The organism is Bacillus sp. LM 4-2 (genome assembly GCF_000978495.1).
In the GTDB taxonomy this organism is placed as follows: Bacteria; Bacillota; Bacilli; order Bacillales; family Bacillaceae; genus Bacillus; species Bacillus subtilis.
Map to the genome: position 1 here is coordinate 1243584 of NZ_CP011101.1, position 14503 is coordinate 1258086.

The window sequence follows — 14503 nt, forward strand, 5'->3', positions numbered from 1 at the left end:
GATATTAAAAATGGGAGTGAATTGTAAAATGAAAAAACAGAAAAATAATAAAAAGAAGAATATTGAAAAGCGAAATATTGAAAAGCGAAATATTGAAAAGCGAAATATTGAAGAGAAGAATAATGAGGACTTAGAAGAACTGGAAAATGCGATTTATACTTATCACAAAAAGGAGCTACTTGCTTTCTTTCTTGAAAAAACTCGAATTGGTCATGATAAGGAAGAATACAAAAGGTTCCAATCTCTTCTTTATAAGTTGGATATTGAATGTTTAGAATTTGCTATATCGAGATTTTCTCATATAGATATTATCCATGATCATTCAAAATATGTTCCAGCCTTTATCCCTTTATTTGCAGCATATCTCACCATGTTCTTTAATTTTTATGAAAAACATTGGGGAGCTTTATCTTTTGCTGCTGGTACAATTGCTGCTATTGTTTGGATAATTGCAGTAGAAAGAAAACATAGAAATCAAGCAATTTCTATTATGAAAATATTTGAACAAGTCAAAGAGAGAAAAGTGAAAGACAGATCTAAAGACTGAAAGGAGAAAATATGAATAAGGATAAATTAAGGTATGCAATCTTAAAAGAAATTTTTGAAGGTAATACCCCTTTGTCAGAAAACGATATTGGAGTTACTGAAGATCAATTTGATGATGCTGTGAACTTTTTAAAACGCGAAGGGTATATCATTGGGGTCCATTATTCAGATGATAGACCTCATTTATACAAATTAGGACCTGAACTGACAGAGAAAGGTGAAAACTACTTGAAAGAGAATGGAACATGGTCTAAGGCCTATAAGACCATTAAAGAGATTAAAGATTGGATTAAATAATAAGAGCATCCTGCGGGGTGCTTTTTTTGTTCCCTGTAAACTGCTTCCGGTAAGTCTCAGGATAGACAATTGGCGGTTAACGGCTTGAGCACGGTGGTGGTTTAGAGGGAATATCTTTTCCAAAACAACACGAATCAGAAGGGGGCGGCGGTGAATGTAGATGGCCGAAAAGCACATTCAGGCGTATAAGGATTACGTCAAAGGCATGAAATACAAGGACCTTGCCGAGAAATACGGGGTGTCAGTGAACACCATTAAATCGTGGAAGCAGCGGCATGGTTGGGAAAGGAAAAAGGGTGCACCCATTGAAAAAAGTGTGCACACAAAAAAAGGCGGGCAACCGGGCAACAAAAATGCATTAGGGAACAATGGCGGCGCACCACAGAAGAATCAAAATGCTGTGACTCACGGCTTTTTCTCTAAATTCTTGCCAGAAGAGACGCTTGAAATCATGGAAGAGATTCAGGAGCGTTCGCCAGCTGATATGATATGGGATCAGATACAGATTCAATATGCGGCCATTCTTCGGGCGCAAAAGATCATGTTCGTTTCTGATAAGGAAGAAATGATCAAAGAGCTGAAAAAGAAAAGGTCCCTCATATCTGAGGTCAGCGAAATTGAAGATGGGCTTGTCATTAGTTTTAGTACGTGGTTTCGCTACAGACTTTACAGTGAAACAAACACCTAACACATTTCACATTGCTTCAGATTGCCTTCAAACTTGATAATATAACTTCTAAACCTTCCTATAAAATGAAGGTTTTTTATTTGATTTCAATTTTTAAATCCTTTACATACAGCGATTGATTAACTCGAGCAATCAATGTCGCAGTTATATTTATTTTTCAAGAAAATGTTATAATGAAAAGCCATAAAATGATGGGAGGGGGAATTTCGATGCATTACATAACGGCATGTTTAAAAATCATCAGTGATAAAGACCTTAATGAGATAATGAAGGAATTCAAAAAACTTGAGGAAGAAACGAACAAAGAAGAGGGTTGTATTACATTCCATGCTTATCCGCTTGAGCCATCAGAACGTAAAATAATGCTTTGGGAGATTTGGGAAAACGAAGAAGCTGTGAAAATCCATTTCACAAAAAAACACACAATAGACGTTCAAAAACAAGAATTAACGGAAGTAGAATGGTTAATGAAAAGCAATGTGAATGATTGAAAGGCTCTTTAAAAAGAGACATTCAATGACTTAGTATCAGCCACTTGTGACTAAGTAGTAAATTGTTGTCCAACTCTTATTTTTTCTATTTAATATTTTTTGAGACGAAAATGTTTTTTTAAGCTGATTTTAAAATGTATTCAAAGTCAGCTCTGTTTGATTTAATGGATTATATTATTTGGATAGCTTGTTACCATCATAATGGAGATACTCCTTATAAATTGGAGGTTAAAATAATGAGTCATTCTCAAGAAAAAATTGCACTAATTACAGGAGCAAGCAGTCAAGGGGATATTGGTACGGCTATTTGTCGTAAGTTAGCCTCACAGGGTATACATATCTTCTTTACTCACTGGAATTCTGATACGGCCTGGATAGAAGAATTTCAACAAGAAATTTTACGTATGGGTGTCCGCTGTGAGGCAATGAAAATTGATTTATCAGATGCACATGCTGCATTCACAATACATGAAAAAATTTCAGATAAATTAGGATATCCTTCCATCCTTATTAATAATGCAGCTCATTCCGCAAGTGATAATTATGTATCGTTAGATGCTAAATCACTTGATGAGCATTATGCGGTTAATATGAGATCGAATTTTCTTCTTTGTGTTGAATTCGCCCGTCGGTTTAAAAAATCTAATTTAATATCAGGAAGAATCATCAATATGACATCAGGGCAGGATTTAGGTCCTTTGCCTGGGGAGTTAGCGTATGCAGCAACTAAAGGAGCTATTTCTGCATTTACTAGGTCGTTATCACAAGAACTTGCACCATTGGGCATCACTGTTAACGCCGTAAACCCAGGTCCAACAGATTCTACATGGATGACAGATGAAATAAGAAATTTTCTTTCACCTAAATTTCCAATGGGGCGTATTGGCACACCAGATGATGCAGCACGAATGATTGCCTTTCTTGCAAGTGATGAGGCTGAATGGATAACTGGACAAATTATTCATTCAGAAGGTGGATTTATTCGGGGCTAAGCTAATGAAACACGGTATACACCAATGTATGATGTATTCCCAAAACTAAATCTAAACTTGAAGCGAAAATAAGGTCCCTTCTCTTTTTAGAGGGGGACCTTATTTTATTCATGCATGTTTTGCATCCAGAAAATCTGGCGGATAAAGATTAATAAACCGTTACATATACTTTTCCGAATACTGCAGTACCTTTAAACAAAGTAATCGTGGCTTTCCCTTTTGATTTAGCCGTCACTAAACCATTTTGATCGACTTCAGCAACTTTTTGGTTATCAGTCCAATAACGAGTAGCTGAATTATTTTTAACAGAATAGGTTTCTCCAACTTTTAGAGGTAAATTATAGTCTTGAATCTTGATAACATGTGTAGGTGAAATAGAAATGTTCTTTACTTCAGTAGGTGTGGAGTTTATTTCATGAGCTGAAGCTACCCCGCTGACCGACAGAGCTAACGCAGAAATCGATAAAGCAGAAACAACCGTTTTTTTGAAATTCATTTTGAAACACTCCTTTAAAGTTTTTTGTCTTGCACTATAACAATTCAATAAAAGTAATTATTTTCCTTGTAAATAAATGTTAATAATATGTGAACGATCAATTGATTTGAGCTAAGAATATTGTGTGCCCTGCACAGAGTTTGTATTTATGATGGAAAATTGCTGAGAGAGAATGGCCATCCTTAAAATGTTAATAGCACACATTTGATGGGTATTAGTTTGTTGAGCGTGTGGAAATTTTGTTACCTGCACTTTATCCCCGAAGATACCAAATCACTTTTCTTCATCATGTTCTTACTTTCGTACTCATACATTAGAAAATCTTCGTTCTAAATAGGTGAAGAATTGGAGTATTTTTATGAATTTCTGCTGAATATACATTACATAGCAAACTCAAAGAGTATAAAAATCGCTTTTTTCCGGAAGCTTCGGTAAAAAACGAAACTTTTGTCTCTATGATTTTGTTTTATAATGTAAACGGTTTCTTATATAGTATACTTATACTATCAATTTGCTCAAGTAGATACTGACAGGAAGGATAGAAAAACAGATGGAATACATAAATACAAGACAAAAAGAGATTTTGTATCTGTTGTTATCTGAACCTGATGACTATTTAGTTGTGCAAGATTTCGCAGATAGGGTACAGTGTTCTGAAAAAACAATCCGGAATGATTTGAAAGTGATCGAGGATTATCTCAATGAGCATTCTCATGCACAGCTTATTCGAAAACCAGGGTTGGGCGTTTATTTACATATAGAAGAACAGGAAAGGACCTGGCTAAGCCAACAATTACATACTGAACATTTTTCTTCTAGGCAGCGGAGCGATGAAGAAAGAATGCTGCACATTGCTTATGACTTATTAATGAATCCGAAGCCTGTTTCCGCAAAAGACATTGCCGCTCGGCATTTTGTCAATCGATCTTCCATAAAAAAGGATTTATACGCAGTAGAAGAGTGGCTGAAGCGTTTTGATCTCACACTGGTTTCTAGGCAGCGGCTTGGATTAAAGGTTGAAGGGAACGAAAGAAATAAAAGAAAGGCATTGGCAAGAATATCTGATTTGATCCACAATACAGCGTTTACCAGCCAATTTATTAAAAGTAAGTTTTTACATTATGAAGTAGACTTTGTGACGAAAGAAATCAAATCACTACAAAAAAAGCATTCCCTCTATTTCACAGACGAAACGTTTGAAAGTTTGCTGCTGCATACATTGTTAATGGTCCGCCGCATCAAAATGAAGCAGCCGATTTCATTGTCCCCAAAAGAAATGGCGGCAGTAAAAAAGAAGAAAGAATATCAATGGACATTTGCTTGTTTACAGCGGCTTGAACCGGTTTTTGCAATCCGCTTCCCAGAAGAAGAAGCCGTGTACTTAACATTACATATATTGGGCGGTAAAGTTCGTTATCCATTGCAGACAGAAGAGAACCTTGAAAATGCTGTGCTTCCTAAGGTTGTAGGGCATTTAATCAATCGTGTTTCAGAGCTGAAAATGATGGATTTTCACAAGGATCAGGATTTGATCAATGGTTTGAACATTCATCTCAATACTGTGCTACAACGGCTGAGCTACGATCTTTCTGTAGCAAATCCTATGCTCAATGACATCAAAAAGATGTACCCTTATTTGTTCCACCTCATCATTGATGTTTTGGAAGACATTAATCAAACTTTTGATCTTCATATTCCTGAGGAAGAGGCAGCATATTTGACATTGCATTTTCAGGCAGCGATCGAACGGATGCAGGGCAGCAGCGAAACACATAAAAAGGCGGTTATCGTCTGCCACATGGGGATTGGGATGTCACAATTGCTGCGGACAAAAATTGAACGGAAATATCACCAAATCGCTGTAATGGCTTGTATTGCAAAGGCCGATTTAAAGGATTATATCAAAAAGCATGAGGATATTGATCTTGTCATATCCACCATTGCGCTGGAGAATATAACGGTTCCCCATATTGTTGTATCTCCGCTTTTAGAGCCTGGCGAAGAGAAGAAATTAAGTGCGTTTATACGTCAGCTGGGCGAATCACACCGCCAAAAACAAAAAACGTTTCAGATGCTGAACAATACGACTCCTTTTTTGGTTTTTTTGCAGCAGGAGGCGGAGCATCGCTACAAGTTAATCGAACAGCTGGCGACAGCTTTGTTTGAGAAAGGCTATGTTGATAAGGACTATGCGGTTCATGCGGTGATGAGGGAAAAAATGTCGGCGACAAATATTGGGTCAGGCATTGCCATTCCTCATGCAAACGCTAAATTTATTAAACAATCAGCAATCGCGATTGCCACATTAAAGGAGCCGCTTGAATGGGGAAATGAAAAAGTTTCGCTCGTTTTTATGCTGGCTGTCAAACACGAGGATCAAACTATGACAAAGCAGCTGTTTAGCGAGCTTTCATATCTTAGCGAGCAGCCGGCCTTCGTCCAGAAGCTGACGAAAGAAGCCAATGTCATGACATTTTTATCTCATTTGGATTATTAAAGCAGGGATTATTCCTTGCTTTTTTTGTTATAGGGAAAAATGCCTTTATTACCGGAACCTATGGTAAAAAAAAGCGATTTTAATGAGCTGATTTCGGTATACAGTTGAGACAAGATCTTATAATTCACACTTTAAAGGAGGGTTCCTATGAAACTGTTAGCGATTACATCTTGTCCGAATGGAATCGCCCATACATATATGGCAGCGGAAAATCTGCAAAAAGCTGCTGACAGACTGGGCGTTAGCATCAAAGTTGAGACCCAGGGAGGGATTGGTGTCGAAAATAAGCTAACCGAAGAGGAAATTCGCGAAGCGGAAGCAATCATTATTGCTGCAGACCGTTCGGTAAACAAAGACCGGTTTATAGGCAAAAAACTGCTGTCTGTGGGGGTACAGGACGGTATCCGCAAACCGGAAGAATTGATTCAAAAAGCTCTTAACGGGGATATACCGGTCTATCGTTCCGCTACAAAATCGGAATCCGGTAATCATCAGGAGAAGAAACAAAATCCAATTTACCGTCATTTAATGAACGGCGTTTCATTTATGGTTCCTTTCATTGTTGTCGGCGGATTATTGATAGCGGTTGCATTAACGCTTGGAGGGGAGAAAACACCTAAAGGCTTAGTTATTCCGGATGATTCCTTCTGGAAAACGATTGAACAGATCGGCAGTGCTTCATTTTCATTTATGATTCCGATTTTAGCCGGCTATATCGCCTATAGCATCGCTGATAAACCGGGGCTTGTGCCAGGTATGATCGGCGGTTATATTGCGGCGACTGGAAGTTTTTATGACAGCGCAAGCGGCGCCGGATTCCTCGGGGGGATTATTGCCGGGTTTTTGGCCGGATACGCTGCACTTTGGATCAAAAAATTAAAAGTTCCAAAAGCCATCCAGCCGATTATGCCGATTATTATTATTCCGGTGTTTGCATCACTGATTGTAGGTTTAGCGTTTGTATTTTTGATCGGCGCGCCTGTAGCTCAAATTTTCGCCTCTTTAACAGTTTGGCTGGCGGGGATGAAAGGGTCGAGCTCGATCCTTCTGGCATTGATTTTAGGGGCGATGATCTCATTTGATATGGGCGGTCCCGTAAATAAGGTGGCGTTTCTGTTTGGATCGGCAATGATTGGAGAAGGAAATTATGAAATTATGGGACCAATTGCTGTCGCCATTTGTATCCCCCCGATTGGCCTTGGCATTGCGACGTTTTTAGGAAAAAGAAAATTCGAGGCATCTCAAAGAGAAATGGGGAAAGCGGCATTTACGATGGGACTCTTCGGCATTACTGAAGGAGCGATTCCATTTGCGGCGCAGGACCCTCTGCGCGTCATTCCAAGTATTATGGCAGGCTCAATGACAGGTTCTGTGATAGCGATGATTGGCAATGTGGGAGACAGAGTGGCGCACGGCGGACCTATCGTTGCAGTGCTTGGCGCAGTTGATCATGTCTTGATGTTTTTTATTGCTGTGATTGCAGGATCTCTTGTCACTGCTCTGTTCGTCAATGTACTAAAAAAGGATATTACGGCGTCTCCTGTGCTCAGTGAAACTGCACCGCCCTCCGCGCCAAGTGAAGCTGCGGCATCAAATGAAATAAAGCAGCCAATTCAAAGCCAAAAAGCTGAGATGTCGGAATTTAAAAAACTGACAGACATTATCAGCCCGGAATTAATTGAACCAAATTTATCGGGGGAAACGAGGGATGACATCATAGATGAATTGATTCAGAAATTGTCACGAAGAGGTGCGCTGCTTTCAGAGAGCGGGTTTAAACAAGCCATTTTGAATCGTGAACAACAGGGAACAACGGCGATTGGCATGAATATCGCGATTCCGCACGGAAAGTCTGAGGCGGTCAGGGAGCCGAGTGTTGCCTTTGGGATCAAACGATCAGGCGTTGATTGGAATAGCCTGGATGGATCAGAAGCTAAATTAATCTTTATGATTGCTGTACCGAAAGAGAGCGGGGGAAACCAGCATCTCAAAATACTGCAGATGCTATCTCGAAAGCTAATGGATGACAATTATAGGGAGCGGCTGCTCTCCGTGCAAACAACAGAAGAAGCATACAAGCTGCTAGAAGAAATCGAATAAAGCGGGGGATTTTCATGACGACTGAACCGTTATTTTTCAAGCCTGTTTTCAAAGAAAGAATTTGGGGCGGGACCGCTTTAGCTGATTTTGGCTATACCATTCCGTCACAACGAACAGGGGAGTGCTGGGCTTTTGCCGCGCATCAAAATGGTCAAAGCGTTGTTCAAAACGGAATGTATAAGGGGTTCACGCTCAGCGAATTATGGGAACATCACAGACATTTATTCGGACAGCTTGAAGGGGACCGTTTCCCTCTGCTTACAAAAATATTAGATGCTGACCAGGACTTATCTGTTCAGGTGCATCCGAATGATGAATATGCCAACATACATGAAAACGGTGAGCTTGGAAAAACAGAATGCTGGTACATTATTGATTGCCAAAAAGATGCCGAGATTATTTATGGCCACAATGCAACAACAAAGGAAGAACTAACTACCATGATAGAGCGTGGAGAATGGGATGAGCTCTTGCGCCGTGTAAAGGTAAAGCCGGGGGATTTTTTCTATGTGCCAAGCGGTACTGTTCATGCGATTGGAAAAGGAATTCTTGCTTTGGAGACGCAGCAGAACTCAGACACAACCTACAGATTATATGATTATGATCGAAAAGATGCAGAAGGCAAGCTGCGCGAGCTTCATCTGAAAAAGAGCATCGAAGTGATAGAGGTCCCGTCTATTCCAGAACGGCATACAGTTCACCATGAACAAATTGAGGATTTGCTTACAACGACATTGGTTGAATGCGCTTACTTTTCGGTGGGGAAATGGAACTTATCAGGATCAGCAAGCTTAAAGCAGCAAAAACCATTCCTTCTTATCAGTGTGATTGAAGGGGAGGGCCGTATGATCTCTGGTGAGTATGTCTATCCTTTCAAAAAAGGAGATCATATGTTGCTGCCTTACGGTCTTGGAGAATTTAAACTCGAAGGATATGCAGAATGTATCGTCTCCCATCTGTAACATGGCAGGGCTTGAGAAATAAATTTGCGAGTGAAGACGCCTATTCTCCAGCAATGATCTAAATAAAATAAGAGTTTAATAGTTGGAGAAGAAATGTTACACTCTTTTCTGTATATGGTAAAGAATGAAAAAACACGATTCGGTTGGTAGTCCGGATGCATGATTGAGAATGTCAGTAACCTTCCCCTCCTCGGGATGTCCATCATTCTTTAATATCTTTTATGAGGAGGGAATCGTTATGAAATTAACGATTTACTACGATGGTCAGTTTTGGGTAGGCGTTGTTGAAGTTGTGGACAATGGAAAGCTAAGAGCCTTTCGTCATCTTTTTGGCAAAGAGCCGAGGGATTCTGAAGTATTAGAGTTTGTTCATAACCAACTCCTGAATATGTTGGCCCAAGCTGAGCAGGAAGGAGTTCGTTTACAAGGCAGACGTCAAAAAAAGATCAATCCAAAAAGATTGCAGCGCCAGGTTTCAAAAGAGTTGAAAAACGCCGGAGTAGCTTCTAAAGCTCAAGAGGCGATAAAGCTAGAGCTTGAAGCAAGAAAGCAAAAGAAAAAACAAATAATGAAAGAACAACGAGAACATGTAAAAGAGCAAAGGTATATGCTCAGTAAGCAAAAAGCGAAAAAGAAGCACAGAGGTAAATAATCCAAACAAAAGCAGGCGCAGTGCCTGCTTTTGTAATTAAGGACTCTACTTTGTAACATATATCCAATGTTTATAATCCGCTGATTTATGATTCAATATAAACCCTAACTTCCCCAAGGTTTTTTGTGAGCCTAGATTATCATGTTCGCATCTTGCGGTGATCCGGGATACTGTTTCTTGGCTTAATGCCCAGTTTATTAGTTTTTGGGCGGCTTCCACACAATAACCTTTGCGGCGATGACTTTTATTTGTTGCAAAACCGATTTCAATCATGCCATTTTCGTCTGGGTCACCTAAAAATCCAGTTCCTCCAACAATTTCATGACTGTCCTTCTTTACAATAATCCATGAATCAAATCCTTTTGTTCCATTGTTTTTGACTAAAATCTCGCGGAAATAAGGTATCGCTTCAAAAAAATCAGAATTTGGCCATTCACCATTTGTTTCATAACCTAAGTCTTTGATAGCCTGATGATCTTGTTTAGACGCTGCGTCAAGAAGGGGAATATCAATCGTTTTTAATCGTAATCGATTCGTTTCAAGGAGAACCATATATCTAATCCTCTTTTCTTTTTACTGGGAATAATGATAACATATAACAATTTTCTCTGATACCTTGGCAGTAGAGAAAGATGAAAAAATTGAGGGGGATTGAAAGAGTGACAGGGGAGAGTTTGCCCAGACCAAAAACGGGTAGGAAAATGCTGATGTTAATGTGTCCCTACCCGTTTTTCTGTTCCTGAATGCAGGGTTTCTGATAACATGTTGTGCTACCTTTTCGCAATCAAATAAAGCGATATGGCTCTTTGGGTTTGAACGGGATTATGAATGATAATGACCCATTGGTTTCTTCGTCTTGGAAAGCTTGCTACCGCATACAATGGAGCAGTATCGCGCGGAGTGAACCCACCATTTATCACGTTGATATCTCTTCCTTCAAGATGACAAACTAAGTATTCACCTGGATTGATGACCTGTTGGTTCGTCCATGCGTAAGAATAAAAGCCGTCTCCAAGATCTTCGGTGGAAGATGGGGGGACAAAGCCATCTACAGTCAATGTGATTTCTCTTCTTCGCTGTCTTTCTGAAAAGTCTGGACTTCTTTGAGGGTTATGAGTATGTGAAAAGTAAGGAATTAACGCAGGGCCATAAAAGTAATGATACAAAGCAACCACTCCTTTATTTTCCATTCATACAAATTGTATGTGGGAGTTATTTGTTCATTCCTGTTTTGTTCCATGTAGACTAATAATGGGCTATAGGCGTCCAAGGAAATCAATTTGTCCTTCCGTTGATTCAATGCTAGTAACCTTGAAAATGCAGGTTAGGATGATAGAATTTACATATTACTGCAAGAAGTTAGACATACATCATTTTGATAGTGGGTGAAAACAATGGCGAAAAAAATGGCAAAAACAAATGCGGTTCGTCTGATAGAACAGCAGAACATCTCTTATGAGGTATTAGGGTATAAAACAGACGGCCAGCCGGTAGATGGCATCTCTGTTGCGGAAAAAATCGGTTATTCTTTGAAATATGTATATAAAACGTTGGTTGCAGCAGCAGGAACAAATCATTATTATGTCTTTGTTGTACCCGTTGCAGAAGAGTTAGATGTAAAAAAGGCAGCAAAGGTGACAGGGGAAAAGAAAATAGAAATGATTGCAATGAAGGAGCTGTTAGCGGTAACTGGCTATCTTCGCGGCGGCTGCTCGCCAATTGGCATGAAAAAATTGTTCCCGACCTATATTGATGCATCTGCAGAAACGCTTGATTTTATTATTGTCAGTGCAGGGAAAATCGGTATGCAGCTAAAGTTGGCGCCACAAGATTTAGCCAGATCATGTGATGCCGCATTTGCAGAAATTGTATAGATGCAGATATAGGGGAACGAAAAAGCTTAGTCATATCGATTAAGCTTTTTCCGCATCCCTTTCAAATATGATTTCAAAATAAGCAGCTGCCCCATACCCATCTATACTGGGAGCGAAAATCTGAACGAATCTCCAGCCTCTTTTCGCATAATCATGGATGATTTGCTGGTAGTCTTCTTTAGGCCTTCTTCTCATCGTACTCAGCTCAACTCTTACGAATTCATATTCTTTCATCGTTTGATCCCTCCTATTAAGGTATACGTAAAATGGAGCGAGAAGTTCCGAAAACCTAGGTTAAGGTCGGAAAGTATATTTCACTCACTAAACAAATCCATTTATGCCTGATGCCTGCATGCATCTGGGAAGAGTTAAGGGGCTATAAAAACGAATTTTACCGGGTCAGCAGTCCAAATGAATCTCTTGCTTATTGCATTTGACTGAGTATATAAGTAAAAAAAGAGCGGCCAGAACATATAAGAAGGAGATGATCATTAACGCACTCATAACAGGGTAGTGTTTAGCGGAGTAGATGAAAAAATCAAGCTGTGAAATTTGTTTGGGGCTGCTGACGGCATCAATTCCATTAAGCAGTTTTGAGAGTTTAGCAGTATAGTTCCAATCAAATCGATCTGAAACAAGCTCGCTTCCTTGATACCAATTAACAGCAGCTAAAAACAGAAATACCATAATAGAAAATCCAAGCTGAACAACTAAAAATATTCCCTTCACTTTTGTATGACCTCCAAATCTATGAATATGGGAAAATCAAACAATATATTACCACCGTATGGGTTATTCTTGCAATTTCACTTCCATACAACTCAAACGCAAGTCTATTTTTTTGTTTGTTTTTGGCTTATAATACCTGATGATGGAAAAAGAGTGCGGGTTTATAGATTAGAGAAACAAATGTATTTCTTAGCATTTTTTATTTGTGGAGAGAGTATAGAAGCATTCGATTAGATCTGCTTTTTCACAGAAACGGTTTTCATCTGTTTGCCTGAGCTTTACAATTGGCTGGCAAAAAAACAATGATTTCTTTCAATCAAAACATGCAACGATGCGACACATTTTATATCTTGATGACTTATTTCATTGCCTTTAAGTCATCCTATCGAGAAAGCGATGGTATTTTATGAACAAAGAAACCCTAAAAAACATACTCATGATTTTTTCAATATGCGCAACACTCCGAGAAACCGATGGTATGCGCATAGCTGATAGCTGGATTTTGAGTGAGATTATACGATTTTTGATTTGCATGGTTGTGTTTTTTGCCATGACATTTCTATTAGATGCTGTTTTTCCAAACAAAAAAGAGTCACATTAATGTGTGGCTCTTTTTGCATCATCTGATCAGAAGCATCATAAATGAATCGATCATAATGATGAAGAACAGCAAGCAAAAATAAATAAGCGAGTAGACAAACATATCCTTTGCCCACTTCACGTCATCGTCTGTTTTGAATCCTTTGATGCTTTTTTTGATCCATATGCCTCCGAGAACCAAGGCGGCTAAGAAATAAAATGGGCTTATATGGCCGGTGCCGAGAGAGAAAGGAAATAATAGCGTGACCGGCACCAGGACGGCAATATATTGCATCATTTTTATTTTAGTTACATGGTTGCCTTTGACTACTGGCAAGAGCGGAACGCCAGCAGCGCGATATTCCTCTTTGCGTCTTATCCCAATCGCCCAAAAATGCGGCGGCTGCCACAGAAACATAATCGTGTACAACAGCACTGCTGTCATACTGAAGTCACCGGTTACGGCACAATACCCCATCAATGGCGGCGCAGCTCCTGGGAAGCTCCCGACAAATGTGCTCCACACAGACGTTCGTTTCACCCATACCGTATAGATGATCGCATAAAAAATAAAGGCGGCCAGTCCGAGAAAGGCCGTTAATGGATTGAGGGAATAAAGCATGGCAAGGCCTGCGATCCCTAAAACAGAGCCATATGTTAAGATCATGGCTGGCGGCATTTTCCCTGTGACCGAGGCCCTGCTGCGAGTGCGTGCCATTTTTGCGTCCATATGCCGATCAAAATAGTTGTTATAGACAGTGCCGGAAGCCATCACAAACGCGGTTCCCAACATTGCTGTTACCATTGTCATCAAAAAAGCCAAGCCGGTTAACGTTTTTTCTGCGCTTGCAAACGCGATCCAAAATCCGCCGAAGGCTGCTATCGAGTTTGATATGATAATGCCGGGTTTTGCAAGTTTGATAAAATCGTAAATGGTTACCCGGTTCGAAGCTTTTATGTATTTTGTTTCAGATATGGCTGCAGAATCTCTTGTATTCTTCAAAAATAGACGCCTCCCCCAAAACTGCATGCTTTTGTTATCGTAACAAGAGGGGGACGGAATCACAATTATTTCCTATATTTTTCATGATATTGTCATTTTTAAAACAAAAAAATGGGGAGCTGGACTGCCCCCATTTTGATATGCGGCGACTAGTAACCGTAACCTCCGCCATATCCTCCGCCATAACCGCCGCCGTAACCGTACCAAGGGTAGTAAGGCGGTCGCGGGCGCGGGTAGTAATAAGGTGGGCGCGGATAAAACGGGTAGAACGGATAATACGGTCTTGGATAATAATAAGGCGGATAAAATGGCGGTCTCGGACGCGGATAATAATAAGGCTGTCTTTCATCATAAGGGGTAATTTGTTCAAATGACTGTTCATTCAAAGGGTAATCCAAGAGGAAAACCTCCCTAGCTTTTTTTATTCCTTTTACCATATTCCTGATGCTTAAGTTGGGTGTATGTACATTCATGAAATTCGGTTTTTTTTATGATGAAATTCCTTAAAAAGGATTGACATGAACTTCTAAATCTCATAGTATTACAAATGTGAAATAAATGTTACTACAATGTTACAAAAACATTTCTAAATAGATA

General features: G+C 39.6%; 16 protein-coding genes and 1 pseudogene. 10 read left to right on the forward strand and 7 right to left on the reverse strand.

What is annotated here, in order from left to right:
• Positions 1-28: 28 nt before the first annotated feature.
• From bslm_RS06305 to bslm_RS06325, 5 genes and pseudogenes are all read left to right on the forward strand, one after another.
• The gene (locus tag bslm_RS06305) at positions 29-547 is read left to right on the forward strand and encodes a hypothetical protein (RefSeq protein ID WP_046380944.1); all 519 of its coding nucleotides are present in this window, start codon (positions 29-31) and stop codon (positions 545-547) included.
• Positions 548-558: 11 nt separating this feature from the next.
• On the forward strand, positions 559-843 hold the full coding sequence (locus tag bslm_RS06310; RefSeq protein ID WP_003245536.1) for a YjcQ family protein: 285 nt from the start codon (positions 559-561) through the stop codon (positions 841-843).
• A gap of 160 nt (positions 844-1003) precedes the next feature.
• Positions 1004-1513: pseudogene (gene terS / locus bslm_RS06315) on the forward strand (phage terminase small subunit); the annotation flags it as partial.
• Positions 1514-1704: 191 nt separating this feature from the next.
• Positions 1705-2022, forward strand: a complete 318-nt coding sequence (locus bslm_RS06320) for a putative quinol monooxygenase (protein WP_010886486.1) — start codon at positions 1705-1707, stop codon at positions 2020-2022.
• A 236-nt stretch (positions 2023-2258) separates the two neighbouring features.
• On the forward strand, positions 2259-3014 hold the full coding sequence (locus bslm_RS06325) for an SDR family oxidoreductase (RefSeq protein WP_003245148.1): 756 nt from the start codon (positions 2259-2261) through the stop codon (positions 3012-3014).
• A 148-nt stretch (positions 3015-3162) separates the two neighbouring features.
• On the opposite strand, the gene bslm_RS06330 is transcribed toward bslm_RS06325, so the two are convergent.
• Positions 3163-3510 carry a BLB8/JUQZ-1 family protein gene (locus bslm_RS06330; protein ID WP_003232839.1) on the reverse strand — a complete coding sequence of 116 codons (348 nt, stop codon included), beginning with the start codon at positions 3508-3510 and terminating at the stop codon, positions 3163-3165.
• Between the two features lie 550 nt (positions 3511-4060).
• Between bslm_RS06330 and manR the strand changes: the two genes are divergently transcribed.
• The 4 genes from manR to bslm_RS06350 all read left to right on the forward strand — a co-directional run bounded on the left by manR (position 4061) and on the right by bslm_RS06350 (position 9721).
• The gene (gene manR, locus bslm_RS06335; RefSeq protein ID WP_046380945.1) at positions 4061-6007 is read left to right on the forward strand and encodes a mannose transport/utilization transcriptional regulator ManR; all 1947 of its coding nucleotides are present in this window, start codon (positions 4061-4063) and stop codon (positions 6005-6007) included.
• A 147-nt stretch (positions 6008-6154) separates the two neighbouring features.
• Complete coding sequence (manP, locus tag bslm_RS06340; protein ID WP_046380946.1) at positions 6155-8107, forward strand: PTS mannose transporter subunit IIABC; 1953 nt, start codon at positions 6155-6157, stop codon at positions 8105-8107.
• A gap of 14 nt (positions 8108-8121) precedes the next feature.
• Positions 8122-9069: a mannose-6-phosphate isomerase, class I gene (gene manA / locus bslm_RS06345; protein ID WP_014479507.1), complete on the forward strand. Its 948-nt coding sequence runs from the start codon at positions 8122-8124 to the stop codon at positions 9067-9069.
• A gap of 169 nt (positions 9070-9238) precedes the next feature.
• Positions 9239-9721 (forward strand): YjdF family protein, encoded by a 483-nt coding sequence (locus bslm_RS06350; protein WP_080481030.1) that lies wholly within the window; start codon positions 9239-9241, stop codon positions 9719-9721.
• Between the two features lie 45 nt (positions 9722-9766).
• Here the strand turns inward: bslm_RS06350 and bslm_RS06355 are convergent, their stop codons facing one another.
• Together bslm_RS06355 and bslm_RS06360 are read right to left on the reverse strand one after the other, a co-directional pair.
• On the reverse strand, positions 9767-10273 hold the full coding sequence (locus bslm_RS06355; protein ID WP_046380948.1) for a GNAT family N-acetyltransferase: 507 nt from the start codon (positions 10271-10273) through the stop codon (positions 9767-9769).
• 218 nt (positions 10274-10491) lie between these two features.
• Entirely contained in the window at positions 10492-10887 is a 396-nt protein-coding gene (locus bslm_RS06360; protein ID WP_009967031.1) for a hypothetical protein, read from the reverse strand.
• 228 nt (positions 10888-11115) lie between these two features.
• Between bslm_RS06360 and ybaK the strand changes: the two genes are divergently transcribed.
• Complete coding sequence (gene ybaK / locus bslm_RS06365; protein WP_003244878.1) at positions 11116-11595, forward strand: Cys-tRNA(Pro) deacylase; 480 nt, start codon at positions 11116-11118, stop codon at positions 11593-11595.
• 39 nt (positions 11596-11634) lie between these two features.
• Here the strand turns inward: ybaK and bslm_RS06370 are convergent, their stop codons facing one another.
• From bslm_RS06370 to cotT, 4 genes are all read right to left on the reverse strand, one after another.
• Positions 11635-11829, reverse strand: a complete 195-nt coding sequence (locus bslm_RS06370) for a DUF4177 domain-containing protein (protein ID WP_003232825.1) — start codon at positions 11827-11829, stop codon at positions 11635-11637.
• Positions 11830-11994: 165 nt separating this feature from the next.
• Positions 11995-12324, reverse strand: a complete 330-nt coding sequence (locus bslm_RS06375) for a YjdJ family protein (protein ID WP_003232822.1) — start codon at positions 12322-12324, stop codon at positions 11995-11997.
• Positions 12325-12943: 619 nt separating this feature from the next.
• Positions 12944-13933 (reverse strand): heme o synthase, encoded by a 990-nt coding sequence (gene cyoE / locus bslm_RS06380; protein ID WP_080481057.1) that lies wholly within the window; start codon positions 13931-13933, stop codon positions 12944-12946.
• A 122-nt stretch (positions 13934-14055) separates the two neighbouring features.
• Positions 14056-14304 (reverse strand): spore coat protein CotT, encoded by a 249-nt coding sequence (gene cotT / locus bslm_RS06385; protein WP_003245601.1) that lies wholly within the window; start codon positions 14302-14304, stop codon positions 14056-14058.
• Between the last annotated feature and the right edge of the window lie 199 nt (positions 14305-14503).

Bases quoted from the DNA above. Each gene is read 5' to 3' on its own strand.
- cyoE (WP_080481057.1), bottom strand. From the start codon at position 13,933: ATGCAGTTTTGGGGGAGGCGTCTATTTTTGAAGAATACAAGAGATTCT.
- bslm_RS06320 (WP_010886486.1), top strand. From the start codon at position 1,705: ATGAAAAGCCATAAAATGATGGGAGGGGGAATTTCGATGCATTACATA.
- bslm_RS06350 (WP_080481030.1), top strand. From the start codon at position 9,239: ATGTCAGTAACCTTCCCCTCCTCGGGATGTCCATCATTCTTTAATATC.
- bslm_RS06370 (WP_003232825.1), bottom strand. From the start codon at position 11,829: ATGAAAGAATATGAATTCGTAAGAGTTGAGCTGAGTACGATGAGAAGA.
- bslm_RS06325 (WP_003245148.1), top strand. From the start codon at position 2,259: ATGAGTCATTCTCAAGAAAAAATTGCACTAATTACAGGAGCAAGCAGT.
- manA (WP_014479507.1), top strand. From the start codon at position 8,122: ATGACGACTGAACCGTTATTTTTCAAGCCTGTTTTCAAAGAAAGAATT.
- bslm_RS06305 (WP_046380944.1), top strand. From the start codon at position 29: ATGAAAAAACAGAAAAATAATAAAAAGAAGAATATTGAAAAGCGAAAT.
- bslm_RS06355 (WP_046380948.1), bottom strand. From the start codon at position 10,273: ATGGTTCTCCTTGAAACGAATCGATTACGATTAAAAACGATTGATATT.
- bslm_RS06310 (WP_003245536.1), top strand. From the start codon at position 559: ATGAATAAGGATAAATTAAGGTATGCAATCTTAAAAGAAATTTTTGAA.
- ybaK (WP_003244878.1), top strand. From the start codon at position 11,116: ATGGCGAAAAAAATGGCAAAAACAAATGCGGTTCGTCTGATAGAACAG.
- manP (WP_046380946.1), top strand. From the start codon at position 6,155: ATGAAACTGTTAGCGATTACATCTTGTCCGAATGGAATCGCCCATACA.
- manR (WP_046380945.1), top strand. From the start codon at position 4,061: ATGGAATACATAAATACAAGACAAAAAGAGATTTTGTATCTGTTGTTA.
- bslm_RS06330 (WP_003232839.1), bottom strand. From the start codon at position 3,510: ATGAATTTCAAAAAAACGGTTGTTTCTGCTTTATCGATTTCTGCGTTA.